The organism is Pedobacter sp. MC2016-05 (assembly GCF_026239735.1).
GTDB lineage: Bacteria > Bacteroidota > Bacteroidia > Sphingobacteriales > Sphingobacteriaceae > Pedobacter.
In genome coordinates, this window is sequence record NZ_JAPIVT010000021.1 from 80711 (window position 1) to 96722 (window position 16012).

General features: G+C 36.4%; 17 protein-coding genes. 5 read left to right on the plus strand and 12 right to left on the minus strand.

Annotated features, from left to right (window positions below; translation table 11 throughout):
* Positions 1 to 84: 84 nt before the first annotated feature.
* The 8 genes from aroC to OQZ33_RS20665 all read right to left on the minus strand — a co-directional run bounded on the left by aroC (position 85) and on the right by OQZ33_RS20665 (position 8162).
* Complete coding sequence (aroC, locus tag OQZ33_RS20630; RefSeq protein ID WP_265801298.1) at positions 85 to 1182, minus strand: chorismate synthase; 1098 nt, start codon at positions 1180 to 1182, stop codon at positions 85 to 87.
* Between the two features lie 115 nt (positions 1183 to 1297).
* Positions 1298 to 2566, minus strand: coding sequence for a 3-phosphoshikimate 1-carboxyvinyltransferase (gene aroA / locus OQZ33_RS20635; protein ID WP_265801299.1), 1269 nt, complete (start codon positions 2564 to 2566; stop codon positions 1298 to 1300).
* A gap of 267 nt (positions 2567 to 2833) precedes the next feature.
* Positions 2834 to 3973, minus strand: coding sequence for a chorismate mutase (locus OQZ33_RS20640; protein ID WP_265801300.1), 1140 nt, complete (start codon positions 3971 to 3973; stop codon positions 2834 to 2836).
* Positions 3974 to 4077: 104 nt separating this feature from the next.
* Positions 4078 to 4911, minus strand: a complete 834-nt coding sequence (locus OQZ33_RS20645) for a prephenate dehydratase (RefSeq protein WP_265801301.1) — start codon at positions 4909 to 4911, stop codon at positions 4078 to 4080.
* 280 nt (positions 4912 to 5191) lie between these two features.
* The gene (locus tag OQZ33_RS20650) at positions 5192 to 5407 is read right to left on the minus strand and encodes a type II toxin-antitoxin system RelE/ParE family toxin (protein WP_265801302.1); all 216 of its coding nucleotides are present in this window, start codon (positions 5405 to 5407) and stop codon (positions 5192 to 5194) included.
* Positions 5408 to 5945: 538 nt separating this feature from the next.
* On the minus strand, positions 5946 to 6896 hold the full coding sequence (locus tag OQZ33_RS20655; RefSeq protein WP_265801303.1) for a sterol desaturase family protein: 951 nt from the start codon (positions 6894 to 6896) through the stop codon (positions 5946 to 5948).
* 1 nt (position 6897) lies between these two features.
* Positions 6898 to 7956 carry a 3-dehydroquinate synthase gene (gene aroB, locus OQZ33_RS20660; protein ID WP_265801304.1) on the minus strand — a complete coding sequence of 353 codons (1059 nt, stop codon included), beginning with the start codon at positions 7954 to 7956 and terminating at the stop codon, positions 6898 to 6900.
* Positions 7956 to 8162 (minus strand): RNA-binding S4 domain-containing protein, encoded by a 207-nt coding sequence (locus tag OQZ33_RS20665; RefSeq protein ID WP_056850370.1) that lies wholly within the window; start codon positions 8160 to 8162, stop codon positions 7956 to 7958. The genes aroB and OQZ33_RS20665 overlap by 1 nt, the downstream gene beginning before the upstream one ends.
* 92 nt (positions 8163 to 8254) lie before the next feature.
* Between OQZ33_RS20665 and OQZ33_RS20670 the strand changes: the two genes are divergently transcribed.
* Positions 8255 to 9442 (plus strand): proline dehydrogenase family protein, encoded by a 1188-nt coding sequence (locus tag OQZ33_RS20670; RefSeq protein WP_265801305.1) that lies wholly within the window; start codon positions 8255 to 8257, stop codon positions 9440 to 9442.
* Positions 9443 to 9713: 271 nt separating this feature from the next.
* Here OQZ33_RS20670 and OQZ33_RS20675 read toward each other — a convergent pair whose 3' ends face one another.
* The 3 genes from OQZ33_RS20675 to OQZ33_RS20685 form a co-directional block, all read right to left on the minus strand.
* Complete coding sequence (locus OQZ33_RS20675) at positions 9714 to 10034, minus strand: DUF962 domain-containing protein (RefSeq protein ID WP_265801307.1); 321 nt, start codon at positions 10032 to 10034, stop codon at positions 9714 to 9716.
* 7 nt (positions 10035 to 10041) lie between these two features.
* Positions 10042 to 10677 carry an HAD family hydrolase gene (locus OQZ33_RS20680; protein WP_265801308.1) on the minus strand — a complete coding sequence of 212 codons (636 nt, stop codon included), beginning with the start codon at positions 10675 to 10677 and terminating at the stop codon, positions 10042 to 10044.
* A gap of 81 nt (positions 10678 to 10758) precedes the next feature.
* Positions 10759 to 10941 (minus strand): hypothetical protein, encoded by a 183-nt coding sequence (locus OQZ33_RS20685; RefSeq protein ID WP_056850367.1) that lies wholly within the window; start codon positions 10939 to 10941, stop codon positions 10759 to 10761.
* Between the two features lie 831 nt (positions 10942 to 11772).
* Here OQZ33_RS20685 and OQZ33_RS20690 point away from each other — a divergent pair.
* From OQZ33_RS20690 to OQZ33_RS20700, 3 genes are all read left to right on the plus strand, one after another.
* Complete coding sequence (locus tag OQZ33_RS20690) at positions 11773 to 11958, plus strand: cold-shock protein (RefSeq protein WP_265801310.1); 186 nt, start codon at positions 11773 to 11775, stop codon at positions 11956 to 11958.
* A gap of 3 nt (positions 11959 to 11961) precedes the next feature.
* Positions 11962 to 12159, plus strand: coding sequence for a cold-shock protein (locus tag OQZ33_RS20695; protein WP_056850364.1), 198 nt, complete (start codon positions 11962 to 11964; stop codon positions 12157 to 12159).
* Positions 12160 to 12458: 299 nt separating this feature from the next.
* Complete coding sequence (locus OQZ33_RS20700; RefSeq protein ID WP_265801311.1) at positions 12459 to 13235, plus strand: helix-turn-helix domain-containing protein; 777 nt, start codon at positions 12459 to 12461, stop codon at positions 13233 to 13235.
* 228 nt (positions 13236 to 13463) lie between these two features.
* Here OQZ33_RS20700 and OQZ33_RS20705 read toward each other — a convergent pair whose 3' ends face one another.
* On the minus strand, positions 13464 to 14732 hold the full coding sequence (locus OQZ33_RS20705; protein WP_265801312.1) for an Hsp70 family protein: 1269 nt from the start codon (positions 14730 to 14732) through the stop codon (positions 13464 to 13466).
* Between the two features lie 318 nt (positions 14733 to 15050).
* On the opposite strand from OQZ33_RS20705, the gene OQZ33_RS20710 reads away from it, so the two are divergent.
* Positions 15051 to 16012: fatty acid desaturase family protein (locus tag OQZ33_RS20710; RefSeq protein WP_265801313.1), on the plus strand; the 962-nt coding region annotated here is incomplete at its 3' end.

Below are 16012 nucleotides of genomic sequence, written 5' to 3' on the forward strand. Positions count from 1 at the left end.
TTGAGTGTTAAGAAAGGAAGAAATCCTGGAATCAAGTTTATTATCCAAAGATTTCTCCACTGCGGTCGAAATGACGGCTTAAATCTAGATCACACTAACTTTATTTCTCAAAAACTGGTCTGCCAATACTAATGCTGCCATGGCTTCAACAATTACAACCGCTCTTGGTACCACACACGGATCGTGGCGGCCTTTCCCTCTAATTTCGGAAGCCTCACCGGCTGCATTTATCGTTTGCTGATTGTGCATAATGGTAGCAACAGGTTTGAAAGCCACTTTGAAAGTAATATCCATTCCATTGGAAATACCTCCCAGAATGCCACCAGCGAAATTTGTAGTCGTTTTAAATATTTTTGAATCAGCAGTTTTTGCTTGAGGAATATCGTTGTGTTGAGAGCCTCTTAATTCACTTCCGGCGAAGCCAGATCCGTATTCAAATCCATGTACGGCATTGATGCTTAACATCGCTTTACCTAAATCGGCATGCAGTTTGTCAAAAACAGGTTCACCTAAACCAGCCGGACAGCCTTTAATCAGGCAGCCAATTTTACCGCCAACGGTGTCACCATCTTTTCTAACGGAGTCGATAAATTCAATCATTTCATGAGCCGTAGCCGGATCTGCACAACGAACAATGTTTTCTTCCCGAATCTTAAGCAAAGCTGGTAAATCGTTGCTTTCTAAATTTGGAGCCTCGATGGTTCCAACTGAAGTTACATGGGCGAAAATTTCGATCCCTTGTTGCTTTAAAAACAATTTGGCAATTGCACCTGCGGCAACTCGGGCAGCAGTTTCACGGGCCGATGAACGTCCTCCTCCTCGATAGTCGCGGATCCCATATTTTGCATCATACACATAATCTGCATGGCTAGGGCGATAGACATCAACATTATGGCCATAATCTTTCGACCGTTGATCTTCATTTGGAATTAACAAAGCAATCGGCGTTCCTGTGCTTTTCCCTTCGAAAATACCAGATAGAATTTGAACAGTATCACTTTCTTTCCTTTGTGTAGTAATTTTAGATTGACCTGGCCTGCGTTTATCCAGTTCGGTTTGGATAAAATCCATGTCGATATCCAATTGCGCCGGACAGCCATCAATAATTACCCCAATAGCTACGCCATGAGATTCGCCAAAGGTGGTGATGCGAAATAGTTGTCCGAATGAGTTGCCTGCCATATTATTTTAGATGTTAGATTTGGGATATTAGATTTGAGATTTCCCCTCAAAGTATATCTAAATTTGATTGATTTCTTTTATTGTTATTTGAGTCTCACATCTAGTGTCTCAATTCTCATTTCTCTTTCACGTCGAATCCAGCTTTTTTCAAATCCTCCCAAAAATAAGGATAAGATTTTTCTACAACTTGCATTTCTTCAATTTCTACTTCATCAATTAATAATGCAAGAGGTGCAAAAGCCATCGCCATTCTATGGTCTTCATAAGTTGCAATGGTAATCTTATTAGAAAAATGAAGTTCGTCGGTATTAAGTGTGTAAACCAGGTTGTTTTCAGTGAGCGTAACGCCGATTTTAGCAAGCTCATTTTGTAATGCCGCAATGCGATCAGTTTCCTTAATCTTTAAGGTTTCCAAACCTGTAAACGACATATTCTTGCCTAAGGCTGCTGCGATGACAATAATGGTTTGCGCTAAATCAGGGCAGGTTTTTAAATCTAGAACCTGCGTTGTTTCCAACAATAAGCCTAAGTTGCTGATGGAAATCCCCTTTTCAGTTTTATTGGTAGCAATCCCGAAAATCTTCATTATTTTCTGGATTTGACTATCGCCCTGTAAACTTTTTTCTTTTAGGGCAGGCAAATCGATTTTAGCTTCATCAGCTAAAGCCGCAATGCTATACCAATAAGAGGCTGCACTCCAATCTGGTTCAACAACCAATGTTCCTGGTTTAAACAACTGTGGTTTTATCGTAATAGAATTGCCATTCCATGAGTGTTCAATACCAACTTCGGCCAGCATATCCAAGGTCATATCTACATACGGCTTTGAAGTAAGTTCACCTTCTATTTCCAAAGTTAAACCCTGAGGCAGAATAGGGGCAATCATCAATAAAGCCGAAATATATTGACTACTGATATCACCTTTAATTTTTACCTCTGCTGTCTTTTGATGCAATGGACCAACGATGTTTAATGGCGGAAAGCCGTCGTTTTCTGCGTAAGAAATATCCGCACCCAATGTTTTCAAAGCTTCTGCTAAGATTCCAATTGGGCGTTGTTTCATACGCTCGGTTCCGGTTAATAAAAAGTTTCCATTCTTGGCAGAAAGATAAGCCGAAAGAAAACGCATCGCTGTTCCCGCAGGACCAACATCTACTGTTTTAGATTCCTGGATTTCTACATCTAACTCTTCTTCAAGATTATTAAGGATACCATTAAGTGTTACTGTATCGGCTGCATTTGATAAGTTTTCTACCTTAACCAATTTTTTGCTTAAAGCGCTTATAATCAAGGCTCTGTTACATTCGCTTTTCGAGCCTGTTAACTGGATTTCCGTATTAATATTCTTGGTTCCCTTAAAAGAAACTAAGGCATTTTTAGACATTTTATTCTGGTTTTATTCTCGATGCGTTATTTTTTTTCGCTTGTCATGTTGAGCTTGTCGAAACGATGTTAAAAGTTCTTCGACAAGCTCAAAATGACAATGTATAAAATACAACATCATTATATTTTGTAATCCTAATTACGAGGATAAGTAAATTCTAATGTTTTGAACATTAAGATTGCTTCGTGCCTCGCAATGATGTGTTGTGGAGAAATTAACGATTAAGTATTTAGTTTTAACTTTGCCTTAAACTATAAACCCTCTACCTTATTTCGAAACCTCAGTATGTTGCTCAGCAGCGATTCCTTTTGCAGCTTTGCCAGCATTCATGATTTCAGTTTGTTTACGGATTGACTCACCGTGCATCAATTCCAGGAATTTCTCTGTAAAGTTTAAATCTAATTTCAAAGCCTTTGCAAAAGCATGACCTTTTTTGATGATGGCATCCCAACGGTTAACCTGTAAGATAGTTACTTGATTATCGCGTTTGTATTCACCAATTTTCTCTACAATAGCCATCCTTTCAGCTAGTTTTTGCAATAATAGATCATCAATTTTGTCAATGTTTTTACGCAGATCGGCAAGTTTATCAGCAAAAGCTTCATTCGGTGCCTCTGGCTCACGAACAGTTAAACGATCTACCAATTCAGCAAGTGCTGCTGGCGTAACTTGTTGTTTAGCATCTGTCCAGGCTACTGATGGATCAACATGCGACTCAATCATCAAGCCTTGCATATCCAAATCTAATGCTTTTTGTGAGATGTATGGGATTAATTCACGGTTCCCGCAAATGTGACTTGGATCATTGATGATTGGCAAATCCGGGCATAAAGTTTTTAATTGAATAGCCAATTCCCACATTGGTTCGTTACGGAAAGAGCTTTTTTCGAATGAAGAGAAACCACGGTGGATTGCTCCAATTTTGGTAATGCCAGCTCCGTTAATTCGCTCAATAGCACCAATCCATAGTTGTAAATCAGGGTTCACCGGGTTTTTAATTAAAACCGGAACATCGTGACCTTTCAAAGCATCAGCAATTTCCTGAACCGTGAAAGGGTTTACTGTAGAACGTGCTCCAATCCAAAGAATATCAACACCAGCTGCTAAAGCTTCTTCAACGTGTTTTGCATTGGCAACTTCAACAGCGGTTGGTAAACCAGTTTCGGCTTTAGCACGTTTCAACCACTCTAAACCAATGCTTCCAATGCCTTCAAATTCTCCCGGGCGTGTACGTGGTTTCCAGATACCAGCTCTTAAAACGGATACTTTACCTGTTGCAGCCAACAAGTGTGCTGTAGTGAGTAATTGTTCTTCAGTTTCTGCACTGCATGGTCCCGAGATGATTAATGGTTCGTTGTTAACGTTTAACCAGGTGTTTAATGGTTGGATGTTTAAATTAAGTTTCATGATTTATGGGTTGTTTTTTAGTCCGGATTCTGAAGTCCGAAAATATATTTTGATAGTTTTTTAATTTTTTAATCGTAATTCGTAGGTCTAAAATTGTTACTCTTCTACACTTTGTCGTTCTTTTGATATTCGCCCAATATGTTAAAGTTTGAAGTATATTTAAGCACTTTTCGGACCGCTTTGTCGTATTTTTCAGTGCTGGGCCATTCTAAATCAACGTAAAAATAGTATTCGTTTCTTTTCCCTAACACCGGCATAGATTGTATTTTTGTTAAGCTTACCTCTTGTTCTGCAAATATGTTTAATACTGTTGCCAATGAGCCTGCCTTGTGACCTACCTGAAAGCAGATAGATGCCTTGTTTATTTTTTTACCCTCATCGGTTTTGTCTTTTTTAAGGATAAGAAAACGGGTATAGTTTTTTTTATTTGATTCAACCCTTCTTTCTAGAATATTAAGGCCATATAACTCTGCTGCTAAACTATTTGCAATAGCCATTGTATCTGTTAATTTTTCCTCCTGGATACGTTTTGCGCAAGCTGCTGTGTCATTACTTTCAACGATTTTAATATGTGGGTAATCGTAAAAAAAATCGATGCATTGGCGGATGGCGATAGGATGTGAGGTGACGATTTTGATATCTTCGAATTTTACGCCAGGCAAGGCCATTAAATGTAATTGGATAGGCAAATAAATCTCCCCAACTACCGAGAAGCCATAATCTCTGATTAAAGTGTAGTTTGGTAAAAGACTTCCAGCAATTGAGTTTTCGATAGCCATCACTACGAAGTCGGCATCATTTTTCTCTAACTTATCGCAGGTTTCTTTAAAGGAATTACATTCTACCGTTTCAATGTTTTTACCAAAGAACTTGTAGGCTGCTTCTTCATGAAAAGATGCTTTAATACCTTGAATTGCTACTCGTTTTGTCTTTTCCATTTTTGCGTAAAACAAAAAAGTCCCGGCTGTTTGCCGGGACTTTTTTATACATTTTAATATTGTTATCTATCATTTTGCATATTAGCCCCGGCTCTTACTAAAATAGTAAAAGTAACCAAAGTAATATGTGTTGAATAATTTCATTTTCGTTTTTGAATGAGCCAAATGTAATAACAAAATTTAATTTGTCAATAGGAAAGTTAAAATATTTTCAATAAAATTTAATTTTTTCTGATTTAGACCGTTTTGGAGATGAGTATGAAAGATAGATTTAAAGTCTTTACAGGCTGTCGATTATTTTCTGAATATCTTTCTTTGAAACTGTTACTTCTTCAGATTTATTATAAATGTAAACCATTGTGATGTCATCTTCAGTGTGAAGATAGGTAATGAATCTGTAACCTCCACTCTTGCCTTTCACAGCGAGTCTTATTCTAAAAACTCCATTACCTAGATCGCTGCCGGTGGTTGGCTTATATTTCAGTCGCGATCCCATTTCACTTAAATCATTTACTAACGATTGATGTTTCTTTTTTAATTTTTTTGATGAAAATAGGAGAAGAACTTATTTTGATTCCCGTTGTCATATATCACTTAAAGATAAAGGGGCAATTTTTCCATTTTTAATACCTTTAGCTCTGTCATTATGAGGGTTAATTTATTTCATAAAATCAATATGAATGATATTAGGAACGGTCGTCATTGCTGCCTGCGGCAGGCAGGCGAGGCACGAAGCAATCTCCTTTAATAAAATAATATAACAAATGAGATTGTGCCAAAGGCATTCCTCTGGAGCTTCTCTCGATAAAGAATCAGGATCGCAAAGACGGAAATTATTACGTTAATGTTAGGCACGAAGAATCTGCAACTATGAAACAATCTACCTGCAATAAGCACATATTCTTCGTGCTAAGAATGACATAAGTTTTTTAACAATTGAACAGCAGCACTCAATAAGCCAAAAGTACCGAGCCATTCATTTCCAAAATCTCCTCAAACAAAAAACGATCTGTTAGATACAGACCGTTCGAATATTATTCTGTTGAACTTAGCGCTCGCTGTTTTTCATTAAAACCTTTAACATTATTGGTTGCTAATGCTTCGGCTTCGCGTAATTCTTGCTGCATAATTTTCGCAATCTTGGTGCTTCCATCGTGGCTCCAACCCGGAGGATTAAAAATATATTTTACCTTATCCATGAAAGTAGGAGCCTTTTTAACATCAGCAGAAAGGGCAATAAACTCGTGGAAAATAATATTAACGGGGCCAGTATCTTTTGGCTGAGTTGTTAAGCCATATTTGATTTTATCTTCAGGCAGTTCGGCTTGGAAAGTGCCAAACATTCTATCCCAAAGGATTAAAACCATTCCCATGTTTTTATCCAGGTAGCGCACATTACTGGCATGATGAACTCGGTGATGTGATGGCGTTACAAAAATATATTCGTACCATTTGGGAAAATTAATTTTATACTGAGTATGAACCAGGTTTCCGTAAATCTGCGTTACCAGATAAGCGAAAAGGATATCCATTGCTGTAAACCCCATAAAAGCTAGGGGCAAATAAAAGAGTACCCTATAAAGCGGCTCAAAAACCGTAGACCTGAAACCTGTAGTTAAATTAAAATGCTCTGACGAATGGTGCGTAACATGCATTGCCCAAAAGAAGCGAACATAATGGCCAACTGTATGCAGAAACCAATAAAGAAAATCCTGTGCCAAAACAAGGACTAACCAATAGATCCAAATATTAGAGATTTCAAAAAGACGGAACTGATAACAATATTCCAGAAGGAAAAATGTTGCAGTTTTCATTCCAAGGTTAATCACCACGGCAACAATCATCAGATAAATATTTGTCCAGGTATCACGTTTGGTGTATAGCTTTTTATCGTGTGCATAGCTGAAATACATCTCCACCAGGGTGAGTACAATCACAAAGCCAAACAAACCTCCAACCGATACGTCGCTTCCGGTAAACTTCATTTTATAAACTATTATAGTACGCTAAACTGCTTAAAATATCGGTTGTACTTACACGGCAGTTGAACGTGCATTTGCCTGTTGTTTCTAAAAGGGAGAACAGAATATTTCCATTCTCGTTTTTTTTGTCGCTTTTCATTAACTCTAAAAGTGTTTCGAAACTTTCATTTTCAATCTCATATTTAGGATATAACGATAAAATATAATCGCTGATATCTTTCAATTCTTCCTTTGCTAGCCCGCTGTTTTTAACAGATAAAGCTGCCTCACAAACGAAACCAATAGCAATTGCTTCCCCATGAGTTAAGGGATTTTCGTCATTAGCGAGTGAATAACTTTCTACGGCATGCCCAATAGTATGGCCGAAATTCAGGATCTTCCGCAGATTTTTTTCGTGTGGATCAATCGTTACTACTTCGTTTTTAATTTCAACTGACCGATAAATATCTCCGGCAGATGGTGTTAAATAATCAGTAGTTTTTAACTTCTCGTAATAGGCTTTGTCGTAGATTAAACCGTGTTTTATCATTTCGGCAAAGCCTGATAGCAATTCGCGTTTGTGCAGGGTTTTTAAAAATTCAGTTTCGATAAAAACCATTTGAGGTAGGGTGAAGGTACCTACCATGTTTTTTACATTATCGATGTCAATGCCGGTTTTACCACCAACAGAGGCGTCAACCTGAGAAAGTAGAGTAGTAGGAACATTGATAAAATCAATGCCGCGTTTGTAGGTTGAGGCAATAAAACCACCCATATCCGTAATTACGCCACCCCCTAAATTTATCATCAAACTTTTACGGTCGGCTTCAAAATCCAAAAGGGTTTTCCAGATCCCAATACAGAAGTCGATGTTTTTGTTTTCTTCTCCTGCAGAAGTTTCAATCAAGTCGAACTCCGCGAAATCATCCATCATCGATTGAAAAACGGGCAAGCAAATTTCGCTGGTATGTTCATCAGCAAGAATAAAAACCTTGCTGTATTTATTGCTTTCAAGAAGATTTTTTAAGGCATCTAAATTACTTTCGAAGTAAAGCGAATGGCCGGCGCTAGTTAAAGTTTCCATTATATTACCTCGATTTTATCTTGTTCAAAAGAGATGATATCGCCAACCCTTACTTTGTATCGCTTGCGGAATTCTACTTCGCCGTTGCATTTTACCAGACCATCCATCACAGCCGCCTGAGCGTCGCCACCAGTGCCAACCAATCCGGTCGCCTTTAACAATTGGATAAGTGGAATAAATTCGCCTTCTAATTTAAATTGTATCATTTTGCTGCAAAAATACGATTATTTAGAGGTTTTACGTTCGTAGAATGGATGCTTTTTATAATTTTGCATCTATCTGACTTATTATATAACAAATGATTGAATCATCACCCAATAAACAACCTAATTTCGACAATACAGAAGTAGCCTTTCGTCAAAAAAGCAATGCTGAACTAAAAAAAGCATTTTGGTTGTTTAAAATGATTGGGAGCAACTTTCTAACGAAAGTTGGCCCGCCGATCACTAATTTCTTTCTTAATATAGGTTTACCTATTCAAGGAGCCATTAAAGCCACTATTTTTCAACAGTTCTGTGGAGGAGAAACCATTGCCGAATGCGATAAAGCTATTGAACAACTGGCGAAAGGTGGTGTTGGAACGATCTTGGATTATTCGGTTGAAGGTGAGGAAGAAGAGGTGGTTTTTGATGAAACATGCCAGGAAATTATTCGTACTATTTTGCGTGCTAATGGCGATAAAAATATCCCGATAACAGTTTTCAAAATTACAGGAATTGGTCGCTTTGCATTGTTAGAGAAATTAGATGCGAAACAGGCTTTAACTGCAGATGAAAATGCAGAGTTTGAAAAGGTGAAATTACGTTGTGAAATGATTTGTCGCACCGCTTTTGATAGAGGCGTACCAGTAATGATTGATGCAGAGGAAACCTGGATTCAAAATACGATTGATGAATTAGCGCTGGATATGATGCGTAAATTTAATAAGGAACGCATAATTGTTTACAATACTTACCAGATGTATCGCCATGATAAGCTAGCCGATATGAAGGCAGATCACTTAATTGCTAAAGCTGCTGGCTTCATTTTGGGGGTAAAAATGGTTCGTGGTGCCTACATGGAAAAAGAACGGAAACGTGCTGCAGAGATGGGTTATCCTTCTCCAATTCAGCCAGATAAAGCTTCTTCAGATAGAGATTACAATGAATCTTTACGTTATTGTATAGATCATATTGAGGAAATTGCCATCGTTTGCGGAACGCATAATGAGGATAGCAGTCGATTGTTAACATATCTTTTAGATGAGAAGAAGATAGCGCATAATCATCACCATGTTTATTTTGCGCAGCTTTTAGGGATGAGTGATAACTTGAGCTTTAATCTTGCCGATGCCAACTATAATGTAGCAAAATATGTCCCTTACGGACCGATAAAAGCGGTAATGCCCTATCTATTTAGAAGAGCGCAGGAAAATACTTCTGTTGCCGGACAAACGGGTAGGGAATTAGGCTTAATTGAAAGGGAATTGAAAAGAAGAAAGCTTTAATTGTTTCTCAAGGATGCTGTTGATGATTTGGAAATGAGCGTTCAGTATTTTTTCGGATAATTCAGTCCCGCTTTTTGCTTCAATCTTTTTGTCATTTTCAGCCTAAGCTTGTCGAAGATGTGCACCAAAAAGTATTTACGCTGCAATCGGGTTTAAAGAACTTAAGTTGGTTGGATAATCCGCAATTATTCATTTTTGCGTGTGTTCTGTGTTTCCGTGGCAACCTTTTGCTATGGATAAGATCCTAGATGAAATGGAGAAGAGGACTCTACTATTTCTTCGCCACAAATTCCTGTTTTCCTGTTAGAAAATCATAAAAAAGAATAAAATCGCTGGCTAAACTATAACCTGGATATTGAAATGTAGCAGGTTTGTTTTTCTCGAAAAAGAAATGCCCCACCCAGGCAAAGCCATAACCCAAAACCGGCATTGCTAAGAAGAAACGCCAATCGTGGAATAAAAAGCCTGTAAAAAACGCCAACACCACTAGGCAAGTTCCAATAAAATGAAGTATTCTGGATGTTGTGTTGCTATGTTCACTTAAATAGTAAGGATAAAATTCTTTAAGTGATTTGAATTTCTGTTCTATCATTGTTCAACTACAAAATGCCATTTTTCCTCAAGAAATTATCAAGTTGAGCAGGTTTTTCGGTCATCAACAGGGTGTTTAATCCCACCTTTTTCGCACCTTCAATATGTTGAGGACTGTCGTCGATAAATAAAGTCTCGGCTGGATCCAAATTATTTTCTTTCAAAACCTGTTCGAAAATATTTGTATTTGGCTTACGCAATTTCATGTGTTGAGAAAAGTAAGCTCTCTCAAAATAGTCATCGTAATTATTTAGTTCAAAAGTAGTTTTTAAGTAATTGATGATCCAATCGTAATGAATTTCATTGTTATTACTCAACAAAAATGTACGGTATTTCTTCTTTACCTCTAATAATAAAGCATGGTTCTCCTGAATTGTTCCGACTAATAAACTATTCCAGGCTTCATCAATTTGTGCATCCGTTAGGTCTGGTTTATTTGCAGCATTTCTGATACCAGCTCTAAACTCGGCTGGTGAAATTGCGCCTGTTTCAAAATCATCAAACAATTGATTATGTGCTTTATGCGCAAAGAAATTTTCTATATCAGTTATGCCAAGCTTTTGAAACGAAGCTTGAGCGATTTTAAAATCAATATCGAAAATTACGTTTCCGTAATCAAAAATGATGTTTTTAATGTGTTGCATGAGTAGTTAAACTTTTTGCAAATATCTCCAAATATTTAATAATGTAGGCAGAAAACTGAAAAACACTGTTTGCAGTCGCAATTATTTAATTACCAGAATCGTTCCATCATCTTTGATTTTATAATAGTATTGTTTCTCTTTTTTTCGATCAAGTATCTCAATTTGTTCAACTTCACCTTTTTTTCCAGTATCATCTTTGATCAGATCTCCTTCTTTAACATCATCAAGCACTTTCGATGACGTTTTTTTATTTACATTTTTCATGATAGGAATATTTTTTTGTTATATAATATTAAACATTTCTTAACGATTATAAGTTTTTTTAGATGCCAAAGCTTTGCTCGCTTTAAGTAATCAACTTTTAATCATTTAAAATCGAATATTTGAAATTGCATGTCTACTACATCGCATTCATTAATTCTAATTTAATAGCTTTACACAAACGCTCAACTAAATAAACCATGAACGGTGTAATTACAGCTTACAATAAGCAGAGAGGTTTTGGCTTAATCTCCCAAGAATTAGTAATACCAAGTATATATTTTGATATCTTATTGCAAAGCAAAAGGACTATATATTGGTAGCGCGGTAGAATGCGATCTTGCTATAACGAAGAAAGGAACAGTTGCCAAAAACATTATGGGCGTCTCCAAAAAGGTTGGAGTATAAACGACTTATGGACATTACCTAGAACATCGCTAAACTCTTTCTTTAATTAGCAATTGTGTAAAAACCAAAACTATAGGTTGTATTTTACATAAATCATTTCAATGTCATGGAAAATGTTGTAGCTTACATAGATGGACGACAAATTGAACTTTATCTTAGGCCTTGTATTTATTTTGAGTGGAATTTCTGTGTTTTGGGTAATTTTTGCAAGTAAGAAAATATAGCTAAACCAGCCATAGATATCGCACATTTAAAAAATTGCAATCATTGTAAGTCTTCATGATTTTGGTGTTATCCACTAAACTCTGGTTTAGCAGGTTCCTTTGCAATTTCCTTTCCAAGCTATTAAGTTTTTCAAACTTTATTTATTTTGATTTGTTTATAATCTAAATTTGATTTGTTTATAATCTAAAACGTTCAAAATAAATGCAAGGCACAGTTAAATTTTACAATGAATCAAAGGGTTTTGGTTTCATTAAAGCTGAAAACGGAGAAGAAATCTTCGTTCACATTACGGGATTGGTTGATAAAATCAATCAAGATGACGAGGTAGAGTTCGAGGTCACTCAAGGAAAAAAAGGATTAAATGCTGTAAACGTTAAATTGGTTTAAGTGATGCGGTTAGGAACAGTAAAATTTTATGATGATGAAAAGGGATTCGGCTTAATAACGCCTTCAAACGGTGGGAAAGATTTGGTTGTTTCCGCTCAAGGATTGGTAGATAAAATTAAAACAAAAAATATTGTGGTCTTTGATTTGAATTTTTCTAATAGCAACGTGGAGGTGATTAAAGTTTCAGTATTAAAATCTTAAGTCATCATCTATTAATAATATTTAAAAAGCGAACTAATACTAGTTTGCTTTTTTTTTGAGTAAAATTCGGCGTCCGGATGCATTGATATGCTATATAGCTTGCGTTTAAAATGAAAGACCATTTGATAAAAAGGCAGCGCTAACTCTTATATGGATTGCGGTTCAAAAGATATCTTCTGAAAATTTAATACACTGCAAAGACGCTAAAATTATAAAAACTTAATATATTGTACCTAATATCTAAATCACTGTCTCATATACAATGCGAACGAAATCCTTTAAAAAAGCTTAATACCTCTATGATACAGCTGGAGGTTATCACCGGACATTACAAAAGTGAAATGGCGTTGCCAGCCAATTTCCCAATGAGAATATTGGTTGTAAAAGAGGCTCGCGGATGTTTGCGCATGAATTCTGGAGATTACGATTTGTTAAATGGAAGAATATTTTTTATCCCTGAGGAAGGTTTAGTTCGGTTGGATGGAGAAGTAATAACAGCCTATTGGTTAACTTTTAGTAGTGTTTTGTATGCAGAATTCCTCCTTCAACACCTCGATCCGTTGGCAAAAAATCTTTTTCTTAAACTCTCATACCAGGATTTAGATGAGAACGGGTCGAAAAAGACTTTTAGTTTGCTCAAACAACTTCAAAAAGAGATTGATGCGCAAAAAGATGCTGCATACCTGTCACAATATTTGTCGTTATTTTTAGGTTACACCGCAAATTTAGATGGCTATCTGGCTGCACTCAGCCTAGATGAACTTCAACAAGTTTTACGCTTTAGGGCAATTTTAGAACAATTTTATAAGCAAGAACGTTCTATTAAATTTTACGCCGAAGGTATGGGGATAAGTCCAAGGAAATTAAACTTGTTTTTGGACCATGTTTTAGGCAAAAGTCTATCGGCACTGATTAAGGATAGAATAATGAGAGAGGCAGAAGAACTTCTGTTACATTCTGATTATTCGGTAGATGAAATTGCAGCTATTCTGGGTTTTGAAAGAACTTCTAACTTTACAACAAACTTTAGAAGATACAAGGGTATTTCGGTAAATCAATTTACGCTTCAGGAATAAAAAATTAATGCTGCTTTTAAGAAATAGATCTGATTAGATTTAATTTCTTGCAAGAAACAGATTTTATTACCTCACCACATATCTTGCCTCGGCGCCATACGCGTAAAGTAGTCTGGCTGTTTCTATTCAGCCGCATTAATTTAAAGCTAAATTAAAAATTCTATTTTAAAAACAAGAAATTTTAATCCAAATTAAATGTCAATAACGAGCTAAAGGTAAGGGTTTATGCTAATCTTCAAAGAGATATCCACTATAAGCTAATCCCTTCGCCACACTTTTAAAGTTATCTCCAGAATTTAGCGGAATATGGGGGAATTTGGTTCTAAATAAATTCTGTATCGCAGAAACCATCGATGTTCCTCCAGTTAAAAATAAACAATCGATCTCATTGGCGTTTATTTTATAAGTCTCCATAAATTGATTGAGGTAAACTTCTATCTTATTTACATCCTTTTCGATAATGTCATTGTATTGATTTAATGAAATATTCTCATCAATTTCAATATCCATGTTAGAATACTTAAAGTCGGAAGCAGGAAGGTCAGACAACTCTATTTTTGTTTTTTCTATCGATCTAAATAAGGAGTAGCCGAGGTTATTTTCTATCAGTGTAATTAAATTTTTAAACTTCGGATCATTTCCTGAATAATAATAATACTCCTCAATCTCTTTTTGAATCTTTAAACCATTAAAGAAATTCATTTTATCCCAAGTACAAATGTTAGCAAATAGCGATTTAGGAACATTTAATATTTTGCCTGGTGTAGCTTGATAGGTAGTATTTTTTCCAAAGTATGGTGTTCCTCTATCCCACATAAATGCAGAGTCCAAACTATCGCCACCAATGTAAATGCCTCCCGAAGCTATCATATCATTCTTCCTGTCTTTGCTGCCAACTTTTTGCGGATCTAGAATTAAATAGGTGAAATCTGTTGTTCCTCCCCCTAAGTCGGCTACCAACACCCGTTCTTTGTTAGTAATCGTTTTTTCATAGGCAAACGCGGCGCCGATCGGTTCAAATTGGAAACGGACATCTGTAAAGCCCGCATTTTCTGCGGCTTTCTTTAATCGGCTCTGCGCCAGACTATCTTTTTGGGTGTTATCATCATCAAAAAACACCGGACGTCCGATTACTGCCTTTTTGCATTCCCCACTAATAATTTTATCAGCTTTTGCCTTTAGATCTTGCAAAATCAACGTTACCAAATCGGCTGCGGTGTATCTTTTGTTATGGATCCTGGTTTCGGTAAAGGTTGTTCTTGATAGAATTTGCTTAATAGATTTGATAAATCTGCCTTTCATTCCATCATTCAAATAGGCTTCAATTGCCTTTTCGCCAACAATATGACTTTCGCCATTTACAAAGCTTTTCGCTTCTGTAAAATAAATTAAAGAGGGTATGGAGATGGTTTCCACAATCACTTTTTTTTCTTCATCATATATAGATAGCGCCGAATTGGTTGTCCCAAAGTCGATACCGTACAGAAACTTACTCATGGTTAACGAATTTTTGTATGTGTTTAAGAAATCCTTATTTTAAGCAGGATCTATATTCAGCTATGCTGAAATGATATGATAAAACTGATTAAACAAAAGCTAAAAACTACTTTTTCGTAATAATTTAAGGCGCAAATGTTGCAAAAAATTGCTTGATAAATAACAATATTGAAATTTATTTTAAAGCGATAAAATAAGCGCCTGAAAACCAAAGTATATCATATTACGTTCATATCTTTACACGTCATCCAATTGTGGATGTCATCTTGATGAACTCGGAGTATCGCCCCTGTACAGCGGGTAGGTAAAACCAGAAAAATGAAAATCATCACCAAATTTCCTTCAGCAGGTTGTAACAGTTTTTATGCAGAAGTTAGGCAAAGGGTAAATCAAGGTTTTATAAATCGCGGTTTAACGATTAATGCTAATGGATTTATGTGGCTGAAAACAATTATATTTCTAAGCATTTTCTGCATCCTGTATTTTACCATTTTATTTTCGGATGTAAAGTTTATTTATTTAACGCTGCTCACTTTGAGCCTGGGCGTTACCTGTGCATTTATAGGTTTTAATGTTTGCCATGATGCCATTCATGGTTCATTTTCTGCAAATAAAAAGGTAAATAAAGCGTTAGGGATGATCTTCCACTTGCTTGGCGCCAGTCCGTATGTTTGGAATATTACACACAATGTGGTTCACCATACTTACACTAATATTCCTGGTCATGATGAAGATATTGAGATTGCGCCAGGACTAATTCGAATTTGTAAGGAAGATGAACTAAAGCCGCATCAACGCTTTCAACAGTGGTACGCTTTTCCATTATACGGCTTGGCCTCGATCTCGTGGGCATTGCGAAAAGATTATAAAAAATTCTTTCAGAAGCGGGTTGGTGCGAGGGAAAATGTTCATCCGAAAATCGAATATTTTAATCTGTTTTTTTATAAGTTTCTATATTATTTTTTATTTATTGCAGTTCCAATTCTGGTGATGGATGCTGCCTGGTGGCAGGTGTTAATTGGTTTTGTGGTCTTGCATATTGCGCAAGGGGTAACCATGGGGCTGGTTTTTCAATTGGCACACGTAGTTGAGGGAACCGCCTTTCCAGTTCCTGATGCCGTTGGTAATATGGAAGAAGTTTGGGCTGAACATCAAATGCATACCACAGCAAATTTCGCTACAAATAGTCCCGCTGCTGCCTTTTTTCTTGGCGGATTAAACAGGCAAATTGAACATCACCTCTTTCCGAAAATATGCCATGTTCATTATGGCTGGATATC

What these genes read in the sequence shown, in the direction of transcription:
- aroA (WP_265801299.1), bottom strand. Translation starts at nt 2,566, where the DNA reads ATGTCTAAAAATGCCTTAGTTTCTTTTAAGGGAACCAAGAATATTAAT.
- OQZ33_RS20655 (WP_265801303.1), bottom strand. Translation starts at nt 6,896, where the DNA reads ATGAAGTTTACCGGAAGCGACGTATCGGTTGGAGGTTTGTTTGGCTTT.
- OQZ33_RS20680 (WP_265801308.1), bottom strand. Translation starts at nt 10,677, where the DNA reads ATGCAACACATTAAAAACATCATTTTTGATTACGGAAACGTAATTTTC.
- OQZ33_RS20645 (WP_265801301.1), bottom strand. Translation starts at nt 4,911, where the DNA reads ATGGAAAAGACAAAACGAGTAGCAATTCAAGGTATTAAAGCATCTTTT.
- OQZ33_RS20640 (WP_265801300.1), bottom strand. Translation starts at nt 3,973, where the DNA reads ATGAAACTTAATTTAAACATCCAACCATTAAACACCTGGTTAAACGTT.
- OQZ33_RS20650 (WP_265801302.1), bottom strand. Translation starts at nt 5,407, where the DNA reads ATGGGATCGCGACTGAAATATAAGCCAACCACCGGCAGCGATCTAGGT.
- OQZ33_RS20670 (WP_265801305.1), top strand. Translation starts at nt 8,255, where the DNA reads ATGATTGAATCATCACCCAATAAACAACCTAATTTCGACAATACAGAA.
- OQZ33_RS20690 (WP_265801310.1), top strand. Translation starts at nt 11,773, where the DNA reads ATGCAAGGCACAGTTAAATTTTACAATGAATCAAAGGGTTTTGGTTTC.
- OQZ33_RS20685 (WP_056850367.1), bottom strand. Translation starts at nt 10,941, where the DNA reads ATGAAAAATGTAAATAAAAAAACGTCATCGAAAGTGCTTGATGATGTT.
- OQZ33_RS20700 (WP_265801311.1), top strand. Translation starts at nt 12,459, where the DNA reads ATGATACAGCTGGAGGTTATCACCGGACATTACAAAAGTGAAATGGCG.
- OQZ33_RS20705 (WP_265801312.1), bottom strand. Translation starts at nt 14,732, where the DNA reads ATGAGTAAGTTTCTGTACGGTATCGACTTTGGGACAACCAATTCGGCG.
- aroC (WP_265801298.1), bottom strand. Translation starts at nt 1,182, where the DNA reads ATGGCAGGCAACTCATTCGGACAACTATTTCGCATCACCACCTTTGGC.
- OQZ33_RS20665 (WP_056850370.1), bottom strand. Translation starts at nt 8,162, where the DNA reads ATGATACAATTTAAATTAGAAGGCGAATTTATTCCACTTATCCAATTG.
- OQZ33_RS20695 (WP_056850364.1), top strand. Translation starts at nt 11,962, where the DNA reads ATGCGGTTAGGAACAGTAAAATTTTATGATGATGAAAAGGGATTCGGC.
- aroB (WP_265801304.1), bottom strand. Translation starts at nt 7,956, where the DNA reads ATGGAAACTTTAACTAGCGCCGGCCATTCGCTTTACTTCGAAAGTAAT.
- OQZ33_RS20675 (WP_265801307.1), bottom strand. Translation starts at nt 10,034, where the DNA reads ATGATAGAACAGAAATTCAAATCACTTAAAGAATTTTATCCTTACTAT.